At 71.7% G+C, this 19,657-nt stretch carries 19 protein-coding genes and 1 riboswitch; of the genes, 9 read left to right on the top strand and 10 right to left on the bottom strand.

Going from position 1 to position 19,657, the window contains the following annotated elements:
- Positions 1-67: 67 nt before the first annotated feature.
- From ABD954_RS15275 to ABD954_RS15285, 3 genes are all read left to right on the top strand, one after another.
- Positions 68-799: a transporter substrate-binding domain-containing protein gene (locus ABD954_RS15275; protein ID WP_345486587.1), complete on the top strand. Its 732-nt coding sequence runs from the start codon at positions 68-70 to the stop codon at positions 797-799.
- Between the two features lie 1,464 nt (positions 800-2,263).
- Positions 2,264-2,992, top strand: coding sequence for a class I SAM-dependent methyltransferase (locus ABD954_RS15280; protein WP_345492195.1), 729 nt, complete (start codon positions 2,264-2,266; stop codon positions 2,990-2,992).
- A 233-nt stretch (positions 2,993-3,225) separates the two neighbouring features.
- A complete protein-coding gene (locus ABD954_RS15285) occupies positions 3,226-4,056 on the top strand; it encodes a hypothetical protein (RefSeq protein ID WP_345486588.1) in 831 nt (276 codons plus the stop codon).
- A gap of 53 nt (positions 4,057-4,109) precedes the next feature.
- On the opposite strand, the gene ABD954_RS15290 is transcribed toward ABD954_RS15285, so the two are convergent.
- Positions 4,110-4,481, bottom strand: coding sequence for a VOC family protein (locus tag ABD954_RS15290; protein WP_345486589.1), 372 nt, complete (start codon positions 4,479-4,481; stop codon positions 4,110-4,112).
- 85 nt (positions 4,482-4,566) lie between these two features.
- Here ABD954_RS15290 and ABD954_RS15295 point away from each other — a divergent pair, with 85 nt between their 5' ends.
- The gene (locus tag ABD954_RS15295; protein WP_345486590.1) at positions 4,567-4,893 is read left to right on the top strand and encodes a deoxyxylulose-5-phosphate synthase; all 327 of its coding nucleotides are present in this window, start codon (positions 4,567-4,569) and stop codon (positions 4,891-4,893) included.
- 51 nt (positions 4,894-4,944) lie between these two features.
- Here the strand turns inward: ABD954_RS15295 and ABD954_RS15300 are convergent, their stop codons facing one another.
- The 5 genes from ABD954_RS15300 to thrC form a co-directional block, all read right to left on the bottom strand.
- Positions 4,945-5,415 (bottom strand): SRPBCC family protein, encoded by a 471-nt coding sequence (locus tag ABD954_RS15300; protein WP_345486591.1) that lies wholly within the window; start codon positions 5,413-5,415, stop codon positions 4,945-4,947.
- A gap of 154 nt (positions 5,416-5,569) precedes the next feature.
- Positions 5,570-7,192, bottom strand: a complete 1,623-nt coding sequence (groL, locus tag ABD954_RS15305; protein WP_345486592.1) for a chaperonin GroEL — start codon at positions 7,190-7,192, stop codon at positions 5,570-5,572.
- 426 nt (positions 7,193-7,618) lie between these two features.
- Positions 7,619-7,822 carry a cold-shock protein gene (locus ABD954_RS15310; protein ID WP_005315736.1) on the bottom strand — a complete coding sequence of 68 codons (204 nt, stop codon included), beginning with the start codon at positions 7,820-7,822 and terminating at the stop codon, positions 7,619-7,621.
- 414 nt (positions 7,823-8,236) lie between these two features.
- On the bottom strand, positions 8,237-8,515 hold the full coding sequence (locus ABD954_RS15315; protein ID WP_128985002.1) for a MoaD/ThiS family protein: 279 nt from the start codon (positions 8,513-8,515) through the stop codon (positions 8,237-8,239).
- Positions 8,516-8,549: 34 nt separating this feature from the next.
- On the bottom strand, positions 8,550-9,878 hold the full coding sequence (gene thrC / locus ABD954_RS15320) for a threonine synthase (RefSeq protein ID WP_345486593.1): 1,329 nt from the start codon (positions 9,876-9,878) through the stop codon (positions 8,550-8,552).
- Positions 9,872-10,013, bottom strand: a riboswitch (SAM riboswitch). Its footprint overlaps the gene before it by 7 nt.
- A gap of 121 nt (positions 10,014-10,134) precedes the next feature.
- On the opposite strand from thrC, the gene ABD954_RS15325 reads away from it, so the two are divergent.
- The 3 genes from ABD954_RS15325 to ABD954_RS15335 all read left to right on the top strand — a co-directional run bounded on the left by ABD954_RS15325 (position 10,135) and on the right by ABD954_RS15335 (position 12,899).
- The gene (locus tag ABD954_RS15325; RefSeq protein WP_345492197.1) at positions 10,135-11,079 is read left to right on the top strand and encodes a glucosyl-3-phosphoglycerate synthase; all 945 of its coding nucleotides are present in this window, start codon (positions 10,135-10,137) and stop codon (positions 11,077-11,079) included.
- Positions 11,080-11,145: 66 nt separating this feature from the next.
- A complete protein-coding gene (locus ABD954_RS15330; RefSeq protein WP_345486594.1) occupies positions 11,146-11,484 on the top strand; it encodes a hypothetical protein in 339 nt (112 codons plus the stop codon).
- A gap of 29 nt (positions 11,485-11,513) precedes the next feature.
- Positions 11,514-12,899: an alpha,alpha-trehalose-phosphate synthase (UDP-forming) gene (locus ABD954_RS15335; RefSeq protein ID WP_345486595.1), complete on the top strand. Its 1,386-nt coding sequence runs from the start codon at positions 11,514-11,516 to the stop codon at positions 12,897-12,899.
- Positions 12,900-13,076: 177 nt separating this feature from the next.
- Here the strand turns inward: ABD954_RS15335 and ABD954_RS15340 are convergent, their stop codons facing one another.
- Positions 13,077-13,460, bottom strand: a complete 384-nt coding sequence (locus ABD954_RS15340) for a winged helix-turn-helix transcriptional regulator (RefSeq protein ID WP_345486596.1) — start codon at positions 13,458-13,460, stop codon at positions 13,077-13,079.
- A 106-nt stretch (positions 13,461-13,566) separates the two neighbouring features.
- Here ABD954_RS15340 and ABD954_RS15345 point away from each other — a divergent pair, with 106 nt between their 5' ends.
- Positions 13,567-14,451, top strand: a complete 885-nt coding sequence (locus tag ABD954_RS15345; RefSeq protein ID WP_345486597.1) for an NAD(P)-dependent oxidoreductase — start codon at positions 13,567-13,569, stop codon at positions 14,449-14,451.
- Positions 14,452-14,657: 206 nt separating this feature from the next.
- Positions 14,658-16,940, top strand: coding sequence for an immune inhibitor A domain-containing protein (locus ABD954_RS15350; RefSeq protein WP_345492199.1), 2,283 nt, complete (start codon positions 14,658-14,660; stop codon positions 16,938-16,940).
- Between the two features lie 49 nt (positions 16,941-16,989).
- Here the strand turns inward: ABD954_RS15350 and otsB are convergent, their stop codons facing one another.
- From otsB to ABD954_RS15365, 3 genes are all read right to left on the bottom strand, one after another.
- Positions 16,990-17,844 (bottom strand): trehalose-phosphatase, encoded by an 855-nt coding sequence (otsB, locus tag ABD954_RS15355; protein ID WP_345486598.1) that lies wholly within the window; start codon positions 17,842-17,844, stop codon positions 16,990-16,992.
- 33 nt (positions 17,845-17,877) lie between these two features.
- Positions 17,878-18,141 (bottom strand): DUF3263 domain-containing protein, encoded by a 264-nt coding sequence (locus ABD954_RS15360; protein ID WP_345492201.1) that lies wholly within the window; start codon positions 18,139-18,141, stop codon positions 17,878-17,880.
- A gap of 126 nt (positions 18,142-18,267) precedes the next feature.
- Positions 18,268-19,524: an extracellular solute-binding protein gene (locus tag ABD954_RS15365; protein ID WP_345492203.1), complete on the bottom strand. Its 1,257-nt coding sequence runs from the start codon at positions 19,522-19,524 to the stop codon at positions 18,268-18,270.
- Positions 19,525-19,657 lie beyond the last annotated feature (133 nt).

Below are 19,657 nucleotides of genomic sequence, written 5' to 3' on the forward strand. Positions count from 1 at the left end.
CGGGGGTCCGGATGTCCGGGGTCCCCCGTCCGGGGGTCCGGATGTCCGGCTGTCTAGACTCCGCCGCATGACGACCTCGAATCGGGCCCTCGCCGCCGACCTGGCTCCCACCGGGACCCTGCGCGCCTCGATCAACCTCGGCAACCCGGTCCTCGCCCAGGGCACCCCGGAGGCTCCGGGCGGCGTCACCGTGGACCTCGCCCGCGAGATCGGGGCCCGCCTCGGCGTGCCCGTGGAACTGCTGTGCTTCGACGCGGCCCGCAAGTCGTACGAGGCGATGGCGACCGGCCGGGCCGACCTCTGCTTCCTCGCGGTCGATCCCGCCCGGGAGGCGGAGGTGGCCTTCACGGCCCCGTACGTGGTCATCGAGGGCGTGTACGCGGTGCCGCGCGACTCCGCGCTCAGGACCCCGCAGGACGTGGACGCCCCGGGCGTCCGGATCGGCGTGAAGGCGGGCTCCGCGTACGACCTTCACCTCACCCGCGCGCTGCGCCACGCGACCCTGGTGCGGGGTGCGGAGGGCGTCGACACCTTCGCGGAGCAGGGACTTGAGGCGGGTGCGGGCATCCGCCAGCCGATGACGGCGTACGCGGCGGCCCACCCGGAGGTGCGGCTGATCGACGAGCGGTTCATGGAGATCCGGCAGGCGGTGGGCACGACGGTGGGCCGGTCGGCGGAGACGGTCGCCTTCCTGCGCGCCACGGTGGAGGAACTGAAGGGGAACGGCTTCGTCGCGGCGTCCCTCGCCCGCTCGGGCCAGGACCCGGCCCTCCAGGCACCGCCGGCCCCGACCACCTGAAGGGGGGCCCGTCCGGGGGCGGTCCCGGACGGTGCTCAGCTCGTGTCCGCACCGCTGCCTGGTCCGTCGTGGTGAACGCCCTGACGCGGGCACCGTACGGCCACCCTCCTTCCGAGAGTCGCCCCTTCCGCCACCGCGTCAAGGGCGCTCCTTCGTCGCGTCGCTGCGCGATGGCCTCCGGCCACCCTTGACCCGCCGGCTCCCGGTGCGCACAAACTCTCGGAGGGCGGCCGGGGGGCGTGGCCACGCGGCAAGGCCGGGCAGCGCTTCCCGCCGTGGGCGGGTGGCGGGCTGGTGGGTGGGGGCTGGGCTCTTGGCAGGGGTGGGGGAGGACCTTTCCCGCCGTGCGGGGTGCGCGGTCGTGGAATGGGGCGCCCGATGTCGGTTCGGCGGCGAGTGGTAGTCGTCCGGCTGGGATTCAGGCCCCGCTGGTCACTCCCGGCGGGTGGAAGGGCAGTCGAGATGGCCCGGCGGTGCAAACTCCCTTGCCGAGACGGCCGAAGTGCCACGCCTGTCACAGCAGTTCACTGCCGTCACATCACAGCCCGCGAGAGGGCAGTTTGCACCGGCGAGACGACACAACCCCGTCCGGGGACGCCTCCTGAGTCACAGCAGTTCACTCGCGTCCCACTCTGACCGGGGAGAGGTGACTTCACTCCTTCCCGGCGGTGCAAACTCCCTCGCCGAGACAGCCGAAGCGCCTCCCTCGTCACGCGAGTTCACCCCCGTCACGCCTCGGCTCGCGAGGGGGCAGTTTGCACCGCCGGGCCGCCCCCGACCACACTCCCCACCCACCGGGAGTGACCAGCGGGGCTTGAACCCCGACCAGACGACGGCCGGTCGCCGCCGAGCTGGGGTGGAGCACCCCATCCCACTTCGGCGCACCCCCCACGAGGGGAGCGGCCTCCCCCACTCCCGCCACAAACCCGGCCCCCACCCACCAGCCCGCCACTCGCCCACGTCGCCCGGCCGGTACCCGGCCTTGCCGCGTGGCCACGCCCCCGGCCGCCCTCCGAGTGTGAAAAGGCACCCGGAGCCGGCCGGTCAAGGGTGGAGCGAAGCGGAATCGCGTAGCGACGCGACGAAGGAGCGCCCTTGAGGGGCCGGCGGAGGGGGCCACACTCAGAGAGAGGGCGGCCGACACCAGAAGCCCATCAGAAACCCCCACCCCGACCACCCAAGACCCGCACCCCAACCACCACCCCACCCACAAACCCCCACCGAAACCGTCCCCAAACCCGTCCCGAAACCCTCTCCGCCCCCGCCCCCAAACCCCCCGAGACGGCCCCCAACGTTCCTCTCCGCGCCCCCGCCCCGAGAGCCGGGGGGAGCAAGCCCGCGCCCCTCCCGATCGCCCGCCACACCGCCGCCCAGCGCCTCCCCGAACCGCCCCTGACCTGGGCTTTCACCCCTTCCTCCCGTAGCGTTTCCCCTACACGGAAGGGGATCCGCATGGACATCCGCATGGACCGTTCGACCCGCACCACCGAGGACGTTCTCCAGCTCCTCGACGGCCTGTTCGCCGCCGACACCGGCAAGTGGGAGAGCTTCTACGACGATCGCGCCCGGCCCGTCCCTTTCTTCGTCCCGAAGCCCGACGAGAACCTGGCCGCCCATCTCGACCAGGGCGTGATCCCCACCGGCGGGCGTGCCCTGGACCTCGGCTGCGGGCCGGGGCGCAACGCCCTTCACCTCGCGGCGCGCGGCTTCGCGGTCGACGCGGTGGACCTGTCCGCCGGCGCGCTGGCGTGGGCGCGGGAGCGGGCGGAGGAAGCGCGCCTGGACGTCCGTTTCCTCCAGGGCGACGCCTTCGTGCTCGACCGGGAGGGCCGTCTCGGCAGCGAAGGCGCGTACGACCTGATCTACGACTCCGGCTGCTTCCACCACCTCGCGCCCCACCGCCGCGCAAGCTACCTCGCCCTCCTCGCCCGTCGTCTCGCCCCCGGCGGCCACTTCGCCCTCACCTGCTTCGCCGCCGGCCCCGACGGCATGGGTTCCGAACTCCCCGACGCGGCCTTCTACCGCGACGCCTCCCTCCACGGCGGCCTCGCCTACACCGCCGACTCCCTGCGCGCGCTCTTCTCCGACCTGACGGAGATCGAGCTCCGCCGCATGCACGACGAGCCGTCCGACTCCCCGCACTTCGGCGAACCGTTCCTCTGGACGGGCCTGTTCCGCCGCGCGATCGGCTGAGCCGCAGCTCAGGCCCGAGGCTCAAGCGGCGAGATTCGGGCGCTGTTTCTGAGGATGGGGACGGGGCCTGGGATTCAACCCACCCACCCGCCCAGCGAGTTGACCCTGGGCGACCGACTTGCCACGCAGAGTCATACGCCTCTAGCGTGTCCGGTAAACGAACGACCCCCAGCAGGTGCGCCAACACCTGAAGGGGGTCTCACCACCGATCGAAAGAAAGCCGCTTCCGATCCATGGCTGACGCCGAGTTTAGTTTCGCTCCCCACCCCCTCGCCAACCCGGGCTACGGAAAGCGCTCGACGCCGTACGAACGTCCCTCCCGTCGTGACGACTTCGCGCACCTCCCGCCCCGCGAGGCCGCCATCGCCGCGTACATCGACCGGCTGCCCGACGGCAGCGACATTTCGGTGAAGACGCTGGCCAAGCACCTGCCGTACGGGCAGTGCGCCCTCCGTACCGCCCTCAACCGCATCCAGCGTGTCGGGCACCTGCGGCGCGGACGCGAGTGCCTCGGCGGAAAATGGATCACCCGAACGTGGTTCTCCCGTACGGCACGTGACGACGCGTGGTGGGCCGCCTTCGAGCGCGGTGACGTGCCCAGGGAGAAGCCGCCGCCGACCCGGTCGCGCGCCTACATCCTGCTCGCCGCGCTGGGGCGGGAGAACGCCGCGATGTCGCTGTCCCACGCGGACTGCCGCGCGCTGACGCCGCTGGTCGAGGAGTGGTTCGCGCGGGGTGCCGAGGAGCGTGACGTGCTGCGCGCCCTGACCGCCGGCCTGCCGCATCCCGTCCACCACCCGGCCGCGCTCGCCAGGCGCCGGCTGACCGACAAGCTGCCCCCGCCGCCCCTCCGTCGCGATCCCCCGCCCCTCCGGCTGCTCGAATGCGCGAAGTGCGGCGCGCCGGGGTACGCGGACCGGCTGCGCGACGGCGAGTGCGGACCATGCCGGGGCGATCGCGGCGGGCCCGCCGCCCCGGCCACCGCCTCCGGCCGCGTCCCCGTGCAGCGCGTTCGCTTGCGAGCGGCGGAGATCCGCCAGGCGCTCGCAAGCATGCGCACCTGACCGTGCGGCTCGACCGGCCCCGGGGCACGGCCCGGGGCCGTGAGGCTGAGGGACTACACCGACGGACCCCGCCGCGGCGCCACACAGAACGGATGTCCCGCCGGGTCGAGGAGCACCACGAAGCGCTCCTCGTCCGGCTGGAAGTCCGGCTTCCGGGCGCCCAGGGCGAGGAGCCGGGCCTCCGCCTCCGCCAGGTCGTCGACGTCGAAGTCCAGGTGCAGTTGCTGGGGGACGTCCTGGCCGGGCCAGTCGGGGGCGCGGTAGTCGTCGACGCGCTGGAAGCCGAGGAGCAGGCCGCCCTCGCGCTGGAGGCCGGCGAAGTCGGCGTGGTTCTTCGGGTGCGGCGGCAGGCCGGTGGCGCGGTGGTAGAAGTCGGCGAGGGCCAGGGGGTCGGCGCAGTCGAGGGTGATCGCGGAAAGCTCCATGATCCCCAGGCTAGGAACGTACGGACCACGCCCGCACCGGAATTCGCTTGCCATCCGCCCGCCCCGGCCCCGTACCCTCCCTCCCATGAGCCACGGCAAGACCTCCTACGTGTGCCTGCCGTGCCGGGCCTCGTACAAGCAGTCCTACGGTCCCGAGCGCGAGCGGCACTGTCCGCGCTGCGCCCGGGTGATGATCCACGCAGGGTCGGCGTTCCAGCCGCCGCGGCGGCGTGACAAGGACGCCTGGCGGGCGCTGTCCGTCGTCCTGAACGCGGGGATCGGCTTCCACAAGAGCTGCTGCGGCGGTCCCGGATGGCGGCCCCGCACCCTGCGCGAGGTCAAGGCCCGTACCGCCCACGCCCGTCGCACCGGCGAGCCCGTGGCCCGGGCGCTGCTGCGGTACGAGGTCTAGGCCCTCTCTTCCGGATCTTGCCGGGCCTGACCGGACGGCGGACGGCACCCGTCACATCCGCCGCAGGTGCTCCTCCAGCCGGTCGTACTGCTCCCGTACCCCCGCCTCCATGCCCGCCGCCAGTGCCTGGTCGCGGATCTCCGTCGAGGGCCAGAAGGACGTGCTGGTCAGGGCGGTGCCGCCGTCGGGGGTCGCGTCGAAGGCGAGGACCACGCGGACCGGTCCGGCGTCCGGCATCTGCTCGAAGACCTCGGTGTAGACGAGGCGTTCGCCCGGGACGATCTCCTCGTACGTGCCGGAGAAGACGATCTCCTGGCCGTCCGGGGTCCGCTGGCCCCAGCGCCACGCGCCGCCCGGCCGCAGGTCGATCTCGCAGACGGACATGGTCAGTGCCGCCAGTCCGTACCACGCGTGGACGTGCTCGGGGCGCGTCCACGCCTCCCACACGCGCGCGACCGGCGCGTCGAAGGTGCGGGTGATGACGAGCTCGCGGTCCGCCGGTGTGGTCAGCAGCGTGATCATGGCGTTCTCCCGCCGATCAGGTCCCGGACCTCCCTGCCCCTCCAGGATCGCCCCGCCCCGTGGCGCCGTCCACACGGCGAAAGGGCGGCACCCCGGTGGGGTGCCGCCCTTCGGCGTTCAGCGATGAACCGCCGATCCTCTACGACTGAGAGGATCAGAAGTCCATGTCACCGCCCGGCATGCCGCCGCCGGCCGGCGCGGCGGCCTTCTCCGGCTTGTCGGCGATGACGGCCTCGGTGGTGAGGAACAGGGCCGCGATGGAGGACGCGTTCTGCAGCGCGGAACGGGTCACCTTGGCCGGGTCGATGATGCCCTCGGCGATCATGTCGACGTACTCGCCGGTCGCGGCGTTCAGGCCGTGGCCGACGGGCAGGTTGCGCACCTTCTCGACGATGACGCCACCCTCGAGACCACCGTTGACGGCGATCTGCTTGAGCGGGGCCTCCAGGGCCAGCTTGACGATGTTGGCACCGGTGGCCTCGTCGCCCTCGAGGTCGAGCTTCTCGAAGACGGAGGAGGCCTGCAGCAGGGCCACGCCACCACCGGCGACGATGCCCTCCTCGACGGCCGCCTTCGCGTTGCGGACGGCGTCCTCGATGCGGTGCTTGCGCTCCTTGAGCTCGACCTCGGTCGCGGCACCGGCCTTGATGACGGCGACGCCACCGGCGAGCTTCGCCAGGCGCTCCTGGAGCTTCTCGCGGTCGTAGTCCGAGTCGCTGTTCTCGATCTCGGCGCGGATCTGGTTCACGCGACCGGCGACCTGCTCGCTGTCACCGGCACCGTCGACGATGGTGGTCTCGTCCTTGGTGATGACGACCTTGCGGGCGCGGCCGAGCAGGTCGAGGCCCGCGTTCTCCAGCTTGAGGCCGACCTCCTCGGAGATGACCGTGCCGCCGGTGAGGATGGCGATGTCGTTCAGCATGGCCTTGCGGCGGTCGCCGAAGCCCGGGGCCTTGACGGCGACGGACTTGAAGGTGCCACGGATCTTGTTGACGACCAGGGTCGACAGGGCCTCGCCCTCGACGTCCTCGGCGATGATCAGCAGCGGCTTGCCCGACTGCATGACCTTCTCCAGGAGCGGGAGGAGGTCCTTGACCGCGGAGACCTTGGAGTTGACGATCAGGATGTACGGGTCGTCCAGGGACGCCTCCATACGCTCCATGTCGGTGGCGAAGTACGCCGAGATGTAGCCCTTGTCGAAGCGCATACCCTCGGTGAGCTCCAGCTCCAGACCGAAGGTCTGGGACTCCTCGACGGTGATGACGCCTTCCTTGCCGACCTTGTCCATGGCCTCGGCGATGAGCTCGCCGATCTGGGTGTCGGCGGCGGAGATGGAGGCCGTGGAAGCGATCTGCTCCTTGGTCTCGACATCCTTGGCCTGCTCGAGCAGGGCGCCGGAGACGGCCTCGACGGCCTTCTCGATGCCGCGCTTGAGGGCCATCGGGTTGGCGCCGGCGGCGACGTTGCGCAGGCCCTCGCGGACCAGCGCCTGGGCGAGAACGGTGGCGGTGGTCGTACCGTCGCCGGCGACGTCGTCCGTCTTCTTGGCGACTTCCTTGACCAGCTCGGCGCCGATCTTCTCGTACGGGTCCTCGAGCTCGATCTCCTTGGCGATGGAGACACCATCGTTGGTGATCGTGGGGGCGCCCCACTTCTTCTCGAGGACGACGTTGCGGCCCTTGGGACCGAGGGTGACCTTGACGGCGTCAGCGAGCTGGTTCATGCCGCGCTCGAGACCGCGCCGGGCCTCCTCGTCGAACGCGATGATCTTGGCCATGTGAAGTGGTCCTCCCGGACATGGGGTGGATAACGCTCCTGGACCGCGCCGACGCCCGCGACGGACGGCCCGCGTGCCCCGTGGTTCCTTGCCCCACGTGGCCTGCGACCTCGTCTGCCCGATCCTCGTAAGCACTCTCACCTTCAGAGTGCTAACGCCAATGATTAGCACTCGACCTAGGAGAGTGCAAGCGACTCCCGCAGATCGAGAGCCGGATCCGGGCTCGGATCCGGGCTCGGATCCGGGTCCCGCCCCGGGCGCCGGTCCCCACCCTGTCCGGGCCCCGACCGCGAGCCGATCCGCACCCGGATCCGGCCCGACCGTGAGGCGCCGCGGCAGGTCGTGCGGACACGCGCGAGGGGCCCGCATCCCGGTCAGGATGCGGGCCCCTCGACGGAAGTGCGTCGGTGGCCGATCGCGCCGCGCTCAGACGGCGAGCTTGACCATGTCCGCCTGCGGACCCTTCTGGCCCTGCGAGATCTCGAACTCGACCCGCTGACCCTCTTCGAGGGTGCGGTAGCCGTCCATCTGGATCGCGCTGTAGTGGACGAAAACATCCGCACCACCGTCGACCGCGATGAAGCCGTAGCCCTTCTCCGCGTTGAACCACTTGACGGTGCCCTGAGCCATGCCTAACTCCCCTATTACTGGCCCTTGCGCGGGACCGCACTTCGCGGACCCGGGTCAGACCCTGCGCCGGAACGCGTCGACCGCGGCTGAATGTATCTGCCCAACTGCCCTCTGCAACAGGTCAATCCGACGAGAATTCTGGGCACGCCGGAAAGGCGGATTGAGGAGAATACATGGAATTCCGGGGCAAGTCGGGCCCGGCAAAGCGCGCAGATGGTGCACAAGGCACGGTCACTTTGGCTGCATCTCGTCCCGCGCGGACGCATTCTCATATGCGCCTGGCATGAGCGGCTGCGGGGACTTCCCCAACTCTACCGCGCTCAACCATGCTGAATTGCCCCTTCCGCTTCTGGCAGCGGAAGGGGCAATTCAGGGAAATCGGGGAAGCGGGCAAAACCCCACTCGGCCTACGGCTCAGCAGCCGCCGGCGACGGCCGGGATGATCGACACGCCCGCGCCGTCCGGCGTCGCCGTCTCCAGGCCCTGCTCGAAGCGCACGTCGTCGTCGTTCACGTACACGTTGACGAAGCGGCGCAGCTTGCCCTGGTCGTCCAGGACGCGGGCGGCGATGCCGGTGTGGTTCTTCTCCAGGTCGGCGATGACCTCGGCGAGGGTGGCGCCCTCGGCGGGCACCTCCGCCTGGCCGCCCGTGTAGGTGCGGAGGATGGTGGGGATGCGGACGTTCACGGCCATGTCTTCGTAACCTTTCGGCGCGCTAGGGCGGGTCTCAGTGGGCCAGGCCCGCGTCGCGGAACGCGTCCAGGCTGGGGCGGATGGTGGCGGTCGCCTGGGAGCTCTCGGCCACCGCGTCCAGGGTCTTGAGGCCGTCGCCGGTGTTGAGGACGACGGTGGTGAGGGTGGGGTCGAGGAGACCGGCCTCGACGAGCTTGCGCGTCACGCCGACGGTCACGCCGCCCGCGGTCTCGGCGAAGATGCCCTCGGTGCGGGCCAGGATCTTGATCGCGTCGACGACCTGTTCGTCGTTCACGTCCTCCACGGCGCCGCCGGTGCGGCGGGCGATGTCGAGGACGTACGGGCCGTCCGCCGGGTTGCCGATCGCCAGCGACTTGGCGATGGTGTTCGGCTTCTGCGGGCGCACCACGTCGTGGCCGGCCTTGAAGGCGGCGGAGACCGGGGAGCAGCCCTCGGCCTGGGCGCCGAAGATCTTGTAGGGCTTGTCCTCGACGAGGCCGAGCTTGATGAGCTCCTGAAGACCCTTGTCGATCTTCGTCAGCTGCGAGCCGGAGGCGATCGGGATGACCAGCTGGTCCGGGATGACCCAGCCGAGCTGCTCGCAGATCTCGTACGCGAGCGTCTTGGAGCCCTCGCCGTAGTACGGGCGCAGGTTGACGTTGACGAAGCCCCAGCCCTCGCCGAGCGGGTCGCCGATCAGCTCCGAGCAGAAGCGGTTGACGTCGTCGTAGTTGCCCTCGATGGCGACGAGGTCACCGCCGTAGACGCCGGCCATGACGACCTTGCCCTGCTCCAGGTCGTGCGGGATGAACACGCAGGAGCGGAAGCCGGCCCGGGCGGCGGCGGCGCCGACGGCGCCGGCCAGGTTGCCGGTGGAGGAGCAGGAGAGGGTGGTGAAGCCGAAGGCGCGGGCGGCCTCGATGGCCTGGGCGACGACCCGGTCCTTGAAGGAGTGGGTCGGGTTGCCGGAGTCGTCCTTGACGAACAGCTTCCCGGGCTCGACGCCGATCTCGCGGGCCAGGTTGTCGGCCTGGACGAGCTTGGTCCAGCCGGGGTTCAGGTTGGGCTTGTCGGCGACGTCGGCGGGGACGGGCAGGAGCGGGGCGTAGCGCCAGATGTTGGCGGGGCCGGCCTCGATCCGCTTGCGCAGGGCCTCGGGGTCGCCGGTGGGCAGGTCGTACGCGACCTCGAGCGGGCCGAAACAGAGCTCGCAGGCGAAGATCGGGCCGAGCGGGAAGGTCTCGCCGCATTCGCGGCAGGAGAGTCCGGACGCGGGACCGAGGTCGACCGGGGTCCGGGGGGAAGCGGCGGCGGTGGATGCGACCGTCTGTACAGCCATGGAGGCGAGGCCCTTTCTCCTCATCTTCCTCATGACGCATTTCGCCATGAGACGGATTTGGCACCTTCCCTAGTCGGGGACCTCGCTGGAGGACGAGAACCGACTGGAGGGTTGCCGGGGCTTCAACGGGCCGTATCCCTCTGCCCCTCTGGATGAGCGGTATTCGATTGTGGAACGCGGTCGGCACCCCGACATGCATCGGGCATCCGCGTTGTTCAAGACTGTAACCGAAGCCTTCCGAGGTGGAGACGGTCGTCCGATCCGCGAGATGGAGATCACGTTGCTGGAAGAAGTGGAGCGCTGGCTGGCCCGGCGGTCCTGGTCGGTGGCCGACCGTCCGCTGGAGCGGATCCTCGCCGCCAAGCGCGGGACGACGGTGAGCGTGGTGCTGCCGGCGCTGAACGAGGAGGCGACGGTCGGCGCGATCGTCTCCGTGATCCGCCGTGAGCTCATGACGGACGCGGTGCCGCTGGTGGACGAGCTGGTGGTGATCGACTCGGGCTCCACGGACCGTACGGCGGAGGTGGCCGCGGCGGCCGGGGCGCGGGTGGTGGCGCGGGACGCGATACTGCCGCGGATACCGGCGGTGCCGGGCAAGGGCGAGGTGCTGTGGCGTTCGCTGATGGCGACCGGCGGGGACGTCGTCTGTTTCGTCGACGCCGACCTGCGGGACTTCTCGGCGGACTTCGTGTCGGGGATCGTCGGCCCGCTGCTCACCGACCCGGACGTGGACTTCGTGAAGGCGATGTACGACCGCCCGCTCGACGGCGCTCCCGGCCAGGGCGGCCGGGTGACGGAGCTGGTGGCCCGGCCGCTGCTCAACCTGCACTGGCCGCAGCTGGCCGGTTTCGTGCAGCCGCTCGGCGGCGAGTACGCGGCGCGCCGCTCGCTGCTGGAGCGCCTGCCGTTCCCGGTCGGTTACGGGGTGGAGCTGGGCCTGCTGGTGGACGCGCTGCACACGGTGGGCCTCGACGCGCTCGCACAGGTGGACGTGGGGGTGCGCAAGCACCGGCACCAGGACGGTCAGGCGCTGGGCCGGATGGCGGCGGCGATCTACCGGACGGCGCAGCTGCGGCTCTCGCGCGGTCATCTGGTGCGGCCGCGGCTGACCCAGTTCGAGCGGAGCGAGGGGGGCGGTTTTGCGCCGCGCACGTACGCGGTGGACACGGAGGAGCGGCCCCCGATGGCGGAGATCGCGGAGTACGCGCGCCGGCGCGTGGCCTAGCCGCCGAGGCGGTGGACGCGTGGCGCAGCACCGAATGATGACCCTTTCTGCCTAGATTTCCTTTTTATGCGATGGAGACGCGGAACGGGAATCCTGCCGGCAGCCCTCGCCCTCATCACCGGGGCCCTGTTCCTGGCGGGGCCCCCGCCGGCCGCGGCCCTGGACCTCGCCCCTGCTCAGGGCCGCGCCGCGGCCCCGGACGCCGCCCCGGCGCGTGGTCCGGAGAGGATCGCGGCGCGGGACACGGACCGGCCGGGGCCGGGCCGGACGGCGGAGGAGCGGCTGTGGCTGCTCGGCGGTCTCGGCCTGGCGCTGGCGGCGACCGGCGTGGTGGCCGGGGCGGCCGTACGGCTCCACAGGGAGCCGCCGGGGAGCAGCGGGCCCGGCTCGAATCCGCACGTTTGAGCGTTTAGCGGACGGGCTAGGTTCGGCATATGGCTTCAGTCCTCGTGGCATCGAACCGTGGTCCCGTCTCGTACACCCTGCGGGACGACGGCGGTCTTGACACCCGGCGGGGCGGCGGCGGGCTCGTCTCCGGCCTCAGCGCCGTGTTCTCGGAGGACTCGGCGGGTGACGGGCTGTGGGTGTGCGCGGCCCTCGGCGACGGCGACCGCGAGGCGGTGCGGCGCGGGATCGCCGAGCCGGGCGTGCGGATGCTGGACATCGACCCGGACGTGTACGCCGACGCGTACAACGGCATCGCGAACTCGGTGCTGTGGTTCCTCCACCACCACCTGTACGACATCCCGCGCGAGCCCGTCTTCGACGCGGCCTTCCGGCACCGCTGGGACTCCTACCGGGCCTACAACCGCGCCTTCGCCGAGGCCCTCGCCGAGGCGGCGGACGAGGGCGCGGCGGTCCTGGTGCAGGACTACCACCTGGCGCTGGTCCCGGGGCAGCTGCGCGCGCTGCGGCCCGATGTGCGGATCGCGCACTTCACCCACACCCCGTGGGCGTCCCCGGCCTATCTGGCGATGCTGCCGGACGACATCCACCAGGAGCTGGTGGAGGGCATGCTCGGGGCGGACGGGATCGGCTTCCACACGGGGGCCTGGGCGGACGCCTTCCGGGCCGACCCGCAGGTCGCCCGCGCGGCCGGGGGCTCGCGCGTGTCGGTCCATCCGCTGGGCGTGGACGGCGACGAGCTGCGGGCGCTGGCCCACCGGCCGGAGGTCGACGAGCGGCTCGCGGCCCTGCGCGCCGAGGTGGGCGACCGGAAGACGATCGTCCGGGTGGACCGGACGGAGCTGTCCAAGAACATCCTGCGCGGCCTGCTCGCCTACCGCGAGCTCCTCGCCGACCACCCCGAGTGGCGCGGCCGGGTGGTGCACCTCGCCTCCGCGTACCCCTCCCGCCAGGACCTGGAGAGCTACCGCTCCTACACGGCCGCGGTCTCGGCGCTCGCGGAACGGATCAACGAGGAGTTCGGCACGCCGGACTGGCAGCCCGTTCTGGTATCCGTGCAGGACGACTTCACCCGCTCCCTGGCCGCGTACCGGATGGCCGACGTGGCCCTCGTCAACCCGGTCAGGGACGGCATGAACCTGGTCGCCAAGGAGATCCCGGTGGTCTCCGAGGAGGGCTGCGCGCTGGTGCTGTCCCGGGAGGCGGGCGCGTACGAGGAGCTGCGCGCCGACGCGCTGACGGTGAACCCCTTCGACGTGACCGAGACCGCGGAGGCCCTCCACGAGGCCCTGTCGATGCCCGCCGCGGACCGGGCGGAGCGCACCAAGCGGCTCGCCGCGGCGGCCACCGCCCTGCCGCCGCGCCGCTGGTTCCTGGACCAGCTGGAGGCACTGGGCGGTGCGGTGCGCGCCTGAGGAGGCGGTGGGCTCCTGGGGCCGGTGTCCTCGGAAGGGGCGCGCCTGAGGAGGCGGCGCGGGCCTGGGGCCGGTGGCATCGAAAGGCGCGCGCCTGGGAGACGGCGCGGGCCTGGGGCCGGTGTCCTGGGACGGTGCGCGCCTCGGAGACGGACGGCGTCCTCGGAAGGGGCGCGCCTAGGAGGCGGTGTCCTCGGAAGGGGCGCTCCCGGACGCCTCCTCCCGTTCCCGGCGCTCGCGGCCCCAGACGGCGAGCGGTTCGAGCGCGTCGTTGAGCCGGATGCCGTCCTTGGTCAGGGCGTACTCGACGCGCGGCGGGACCTCGTCGTAGGAGACGCGGTCGACGATGCCGTCCGCCTCCATCTCGCGCAGATGGGAGGCGAGCACCTTCTCGGTGATGCCCGGCACCATCCTGCGCAGTTCGCCGAAGCGGCGGTGCGGGTACTCGTGGAGCGCCCACAGGATGAGCACCTTCCACTTGCCCCCGATGATGTCCATCGCGGTGTCGATCCCGCAGATGTGCTCCCCGCCGTCGGACCCGGGCCGGTTCAGCGTCGCCATGCTCCCCCTCCCGCCACCTTCCTGACCTGCTCGCTCACTTCAGGGTAACCACCCACTTCGAAGTGCGTACTTGAGCGCTCAACCGCCCGGGACGCAGCCTGGGCACATGAACGAGACGACCTCGCAGAAGACCCCCGTCACCCTCCTCGGCCTCGGCGCCATGGGCACCGCCCTGGCCCGGACCTGGCTCGCCGCCGGCCACCCCCTCACCGTATGGAACCGCACCCCCGCCCGTGCCGCCGCGCTCGTCGACGAGGGCGCGCGGGCCGCCGCCGACGTGGCCGAGGCGGTCGCCGCGAGCACCCTCGTCGTGGTCTGCCTCCTGGACGACGCCTCGGTCGGCGAGGCCCTCGCCGATGTCGATCTGACCGGCAAGGACCTGGTGAACCTGACCACCACCACGCCGGCCCAGGCCCGCGACCGCGCCGCGTGGGCCCGCGAGCGGGGCGCCCGTTACCTGGACGGCGGGATCATGGCCGTCCCGCCGATGATCGGTGTTCCCGAGGCCGGCGGTTACGTCTTCTACAGCGGATCGCGCGAGCTGTTCGAGCTGCACCAGGAGACCCTCGCGGTGCCGGCCGGCACCGTCCACGTCGGGGAGGACGCCGGCTTCGCCGCCCTGCACGACGTGGCCCTGCTCAGCGCCATGTACGGGATGTTCGCCGGGGTCGCGCACGCCTTCGCCCTGATCCGCAAGGAGGACATCGACCCGGTCTCCTTCGCCCCGCTGCTCTCCGGCTGGATCTCCGCCATGGCCGGCCCGGCCGTGCAGCAGACCGCCCGGCAGCTGAAGAGCGGCGACTACACCACGGACGTGGTGTCCAACCTGGCGATGCAGGTGGCGGGCACGCCGACCTTCCTGACCACGGCCGAGCAGCAGGGCGTGAGCCCGGAGCTGATCAACCCGTACTTCGAGCTGATGCGCCGCCGCCTGGCGGAGGGCAGCGGCGAGGAGGACCTGACGGGCGTGGTGGACCTGCTGCTGCGGTGAGGCGGTTTCCGAAAACCGGTTCCGTCAATCCGTTCCGTTAATCGGAGACGACCCCTCCTCGCGGGGGGTCGTCCCGTGCCAGACTCTGCGGCGATCGTTCCCCCAGGCGATCCGTACACCCCAACGGAACCACGCGCACCATGCGGCATCGCCATGCCCGCATGCGAGCGAAGGGATCGCGATACGTGAAGAAGATTGTCGTGAGCATGACCCTCGGGTCGGCGCTCACCGCACTCCTCGCCGCGGGGCTCACCCCCGCCGCCGCGCAGGAGGCCAGGGACGGCGCACCGGCCGGCGCCCAGGCACACCGCAGCGACAACCGCCCCGGGCCCCTCACCAAGCAGCGCACCGAGCTGCGGGAGAAGGCGATCGACCTGGTCGCCAAGGGCAAGGCGAAGGCGAACGCCCGCGGCGTCGTCGAGGTCGCGCCCGGCAAGTTCGCGGAGACGAAGACCACCACCGCCGTACGGCAGGAGAAGATCCTCACGATCCTCTCCGAGTTCGGCACGCAGAGCTCCGGCAAGTACGGCAGCGTCCCCGGCCCGCTCCACAACGAGATACCCGAGCCCGACCGGAGCGTGGACAACTCCAACGCCTGGACGGCCGATTTCGACAAGGCGTACTACGAGAACCTCTTCAACGGCTCCGGCGAGTCGATGAGGACGTACTACGAGAAGCTGTCCAACGGCGCCTACTCGGTCAGCAACGTCGTCGAGGACTGGGTCAGGGTCCCGTACAACGCCTCCTACTACGGCGACAACGCCGTCGAGGACAACGGCGGTTCCTGGGCCTTCATCCAGGACACCGGCGACGCCTGGTGGAACGCCCAGATCGCGGCCGGCAAGACCCCCGCCGAGATCGACGCCTACCTCGCGCAGTTCGACGTCTGGGACCGCAACGACTGGGACCACGACGGCAACTTCGACGAGGCCGACGGCTACATCGACCACTTCCAGGCCGTCCACGCCGGCATGGGCGAGGACGCCGGCGGCGGCGCGCAGGGCGAGGACGCCATCTGGTCGCACCGCTGGTACGTCAACGGCGACGACTACGGCCTGACCGGACCCGAGGTCGCCGGCACCCAGAACAAGGCGGGCGGAGCCCGCATCGGCCAGTCGAAGTACTGGCTCGGCGACTACACCACCGAGGGCGAGAACGGCGGACTCGGCGTCTTCTGCCACGAGTTCGGCCACGACCTCGGCCTGCCGGACTACTACGACACGGGCGGCGGTGAGAACTCCACCGCCTTCTGGACCCTGATGAGCTCCGGCTCCTGGCTGGGCCACGGCGCCGCCGCGAACGAGGGCATCGGCACCCACCCGGGCCTGATGGGCGCCGAGGAGAAGCTCTTCCTCGGCTGGCTGGACCACGCCGACGCACCGCTCGGCACCACCGGCACGTACACCCTGAACCCGGCGCAGCTCCAGGTCACCGGCAAGGAGCAGGCCGTCCGCGTCGTGCTCCCGGACAAGGTCGCCAGCACCTCGTACACCACGCCCGTCTCGGGCAGCCACGCCTGGTGGACCGGCTCGGCCGACGGCCTCAACCAGTCCCTCGCCCGCTCCGTCCCGGCCGCCTCACGCGTCACCGTGAAGGCGAGCGCCTGGTACGAGATCGAGGCGGACTACGACTACCTCTTCGCCGAGTACTCCCTCGACGGCGGAGCGACCTGGTCGCGTGCCGGCACGGCCGTCGACGGCTCCTCCTCGGGCCGCTGGACCACCCTGCGGTACGCGTACGACGCGCAGGGCAAGCCCTCGCTCTTCCGCTTCCGCTACCAGACCGACGGCGGCGTGCACTTCGCCGGCGCGTTCCTGGACGACATCACCATCGGCGCCGGCAGCACCACGGTCCTCGCCGACGACGTCGAGCAGGGCGCGAACGGCTGGGCGGCGCAGGGCCGCTGGAAGATCTCCACGGGCACGGAGACCGCCGCCTTCCCGCGCTACTACCTGCTGGAGAACCGCGAGTACGTCGGCTCCGACGCGCTCCTCGCCGAGGGCCCGTACCAGTACAGCAAGGGCATCACCGCCCCGGACTGGGTGGAGTTCTTCCGCTACCAGAACGGCATGCTGGTCTGGTACGTGGACCGCTCCTACGACGACAACAACGTCAGCGACCACCCGGGCGGCGGCTCGGCGATGGCGGTCGACGCCCGCCCCGCCCCGTTCCGCTACGACGACGGCACCGCACCCAGCAACCGCCGCCAGCCCTTCGACGCCACCTTCGGCCTGGAGCCCACCGACGCCACCTGCCTCCACAAGGAGGTCCTGGTCGGCAAGGGCGGCAACCAGACCGTCGCGACGAAGGCGGCCTGCGCCCCGTCCGTCCCGGGCCTCCCGGTCTTCGACGACACCGACCCGAACGCCTACTACGACCCGACGGCCCCCCAGGCCAGCGTGAAGGTCGCGGGCCACGGCGTGAAGGTGACCGTCACGGGCGATGCCGGCGACGACCTGACGATCACGGTGGCCAACCCGGCCTCCTGACCATCCCCCCCCGAAGGGGCTCCGGTTCACAGGGACCGGGGCCCCTCCGTCACGTCTCCGCCGGCCCCGTGGCCTCCGCCAGCCCCGCCAGCAGCCCCACCACCGCCGCCGGCCCCGGGACCGTGAGGTCGGCGCGGGCGGCGAGGTCGGGGACGGCCTGGGCCTCGGCGGCGGAGCAGACGAGGAGGCCGGGGACGCCGTCGGAGCGGAGTTTCTCGACGGCGGCGTAGGCGGGGATGTCGCCCAGGTCGTCACCTGCGTACAGGACGGACCCGGCGCCGGTCTCGCGGACGTAGTCGGTGAGGGCGACGCCCTTGTCCATGCCCGGGGGCCGGAGTTCCAGGACCAGGCGGCCCGGTTCGAGGACCAGGCCGTGGTGGGCGGCGAGGTCGGCGAGGGGGCCCTTGAGGGCCTCGAAGGCGCCCTGCGGGTCGCTCGCGCGGCGGGTGTGGACGGCGACCGCCCGGCCCTTCTCCTCGATCCAGATGCCGGGCCAGGCGCCCACGCCGTCGAGGAAACCGGGCAGCTCGGCCCGGACCGAGGCGACGCCCGGGTGCGGGGCGGCGGCCCGGACGGTGCCGGTGACCGCGTCCCAGCGCTCGGCGCCGTAGTGGCCGAGCACGACCAGGTGCTCCAGGCCGGGGACGCCGGCGAAGCCCCCGTAGCGGACGGCCACCCCGGCCGGGCGGCCGGTGATCACGGCGATGGAAGCCACCTGCGGGGCGAGGGCCGCGAGCGCGGGCACGGCGCCCCGGTGGGCGCGCGCCTGCTCCGGATCGGCGACGATCTCGGCGAGCGTGCCGTCGAAGTCGAGGGCGACGACGGCCTTCTCGGGCCGCGCCAGGAGCGCGGCGAGTCCCTCGCGGCCGGCGGAGGTGGTCGGGTGCGGAAGGCTGCTGACCATGCTCCTGACCCTACCCAGCTACGGGCGTCCTCATCAGCGGCGCCGTGCCTTCTCCTCCCGGACCCTGCGGAGCCGGTTCACGGTGACCGGGTCATGGGCGAGGGCCCTCGGGTCGTCGAGGAGGGCGTTGAGCAGCTGGTAGTAGCGGGTGGCGGACAGGCCGAGCTGCTCGCGCACGGCCCGCTCCTTGGCTCCGGGGCCCGGCCAGGAGCGGCGTTCCAGGGCGAGGACGGCCCGCTCGCGCTCGCCGAGCCCGCCGGGCACGGCCCCCTCCCGCTCGCCGGGCCCGCCGGGCACGGCCCCCTCACGCTCGCCGGGCCCACCGGGCACGGCCCCCTCCCGCTCGCCGGGCCCGCCGGACTCCCGAAGCTCCCCGGGCTCCCCGAGTTCACTGGTCATACAGACCAACTTATGCGGCCCGGGTCACTCCGCGCTCTCCGCCGCCGTCGCCTGCCGCGCGATCCGGCCGAGGACCTCCGCCGGCCGGCCGTCCGGGGCGACCGCCTTGCCGATGTCCTGCTTGACCGTGCCGCTGACCTGGGCCCACGAGGTCTTGCCGACGGGCGGCAGCTGCGAGTCGGGCAGCGCCTCCAGGAACTCGCGCAGGTCGGCGTGGGCCGGGTCGGACCGCATGGCTTCGGAGGCGGTGACGGTGGCGGGCAGCAGGTCGTTGTCCCCCGCGAACTTCAGCACGTTCTCGTCGCTGAAGACGAAGTCGAGGAAGGCGCCGATCTCCTTGCGGTGGCCGTTCTGCTTGAAGCCCATGATCCAGTCGGCGACGCCCATGGCGGCCCTGTCCCGGCCGTCGGTGCTCGGCAGGGCGGTCTTGCCGACCTTCACGCCCTTCTTCGCGGCCTCCTGCATGAGGGACGGGTGGCCGTTGAGCATGCCGACCTCCCCGCGCGCGAAGGCGGCGAAGGCCGCCTTGCGGTCGAGCTTCGCGGGTGCGACGGGACCGGTGAGGCCCTTGGCGACGAGGTTGTCGCGCAGCCAGGTGAAGGTGCGGACGTTCGCCTCGGAGTCGACCTTGTAGTGGCCCAGGCCGTCGAGGTAGCCGCCGCCCCCGCTGAGCAGCCACATCATCGTCTCGGCCTGCGCCTCCTCGGGGCCGAGCGGCAGCGCGAAGGGGTAGGCGACACCCTTCTTCTTCAGCTTCTCCGCGGCCGCGGCGAGCTCGTCCCAGGTGGTCGGGGGCGCGTCGATCCCGGCCTTGTCGAAGAGCTCCTCGTTGTAGAAGAGCAGCCGGGTGGAGGCGACGAACGGCATGCCGTACTGGGTGTGCTCGTACTCGCCGGCGTCGACGAGCGGGGCGAGGAAGTTGGCCTGGACGGGGATGGAGAGCAGCTGATCGGCGGCGTAGAGCTGGTCGGCGGCCGCGTAGTCGGCGTAGGCGCCGATCTGGGCGAGGTCGGGCGCCTTGCCGGCCTTGACGAGCTCGGCGACCTCGCGGTCGACGTCGTTCCAGGACTCGATGCGGACCTGGACCTTCACTCCGGGGTTCTCGGCCTCGAAGGCGGTGACGACGCCGTCCCAGTACTTCTTGGTGGAGTCGCCGCCGGTCAGGTCGTAGTCGGCGGCCACCAGGGTGAGGGTGACGTCCCCGCCGTCGCCGCCGAGCGCGCCGCAGCCGGAGAGGGCGGTGGTCAGACCGAGTGCGGTGGCCGCCGCGGCCAGTCCCATGAATCGTCGCCGCTGCACAGCCGTGCCCCACCCTTTTCGCTCGTCGTCGAGATGTCGGAAGACGACAGTTTCTCCCGTATGGGCTCGGGAGGTCTACACCACTCGCATATCGCTTTCGCAACGCGTCGCCGAG

The sequence above is a fragment of the Streptomyces roseoviridis genome, assembly GCF_039535235.1.
GTDB classification, from domain to species: domain Bacteria; phylum Actinomycetota; class Actinomycetes; order Streptomycetales; family Streptomycetaceae; genus Streptomyces; species Streptomyces roseoviridis.

Coding starts and splice junctions, on each gene's coding strand:
- groL (WP_345486592.1), bottom strand. CDS start 7,192: ATGGCCAAGATCATCGCGTTCGACGAGGAGGCCCGGCGCGGTCTCGAG.
- thrC (WP_345486593.1), bottom strand. CDS start 9,878: ATGAGGAGAAAGGGCCTCGCCTCCATGGCTGTACAGACGGTCGCATCC.
- ABD954_RS15315 (WP_128985002.1), bottom strand. CDS start 8,515: ATGGCCGTGAACGTCCGCATCCCCACCATCCTCCGCACCTACACGGGC.
- ABD954_RS15310 (WP_005315736.1), bottom strand. CDS start 7,822: ATGGCTCAGGGCACCGTCAAGTGGTTCAACGCGGAGAAGGGCTACGGC.
- ABD954_RS15345 (WP_345486597.1), top strand. CDS start 13,567: ATGAACGAGACGACCTCGCAGAAGACCCCCGTCACCCTCCTCGGCCTC.
- otsB (WP_345486598.1), bottom strand. CDS start 17,844: ATGGTCAGCAGCCTTCCGCACCCGACCACCTCCGCCGGCCGCGAGGGA.
- ABD954_RS15285 (WP_345486588.1), top strand. CDS start 3,226: ATGGCTGACGCCGAGTTTAGTTTCGCTCCCCACCCCCTCGCCAACCCG.
- ABD954_RS15275 (WP_345486587.1), top strand. CDS start 68: ATGACGACCTCGAATCGGGCCCTCGCCGCCGACCTGGCTCCCACCGGG.
- ABD954_RS15280 (WP_345492195.1), top strand. CDS start 2,264: ATGGACCGTTCGACCCGCACCACCGAGGACGTTCTCCAGCTCCTCGAC.
- ABD954_RS15300 (WP_345486591.1), bottom strand. CDS start 5,415: ATGATCACGCTGCTGACCACACCGGCGGACCGCGAGCTCGTCATCACC.
- ABD954_RS15340 (WP_345486596.1), bottom strand. CDS start 13,460: ATGGCGACGCTGAACCGGCCCGGGTCCGACGGCGGGGAGCACATCTGC.
- ABD954_RS15335 (WP_345486595.1), top strand. CDS start 11,514: ATGGCTTCAGTCCTCGTGGCATCGAACCGTGGTCCCGTCTCGTACACC.
- ABD954_RS15290 (WP_345486589.1), bottom strand. CDS start 4,481: ATGGAGCTTTCCGCGATCACCCTCGACTGCGCCGACCCCCTGGCCCTC.
- ABD954_RS15330 (WP_345486594.1), top strand. CDS start 11,146: ATGCGATGGAGACGCGGAACGGGAATCCTGCCGGCAGCCCTCGCCCTC.
- ABD954_RS15365 (WP_345492203.1), bottom strand. CDS start 19,524: ATGGGACTGGCCGCGGCGGCCACCGCACTCGGTCTGACCACCGCCCTC.
- ABD954_RS15350 (WP_345492199.1), top strand. CDS start 14,658: ATGACCCTCGGGTCGGCGCTCACCGCACTCCTCGCCGCGGGGCTCACC.
- ABD954_RS15295 (WP_345486590.1), top strand. CDS start 4,567: ATGAGCCACGGCAAGACCTCCTACGTGTGCCTGCCGTGCCGGGCCTCG.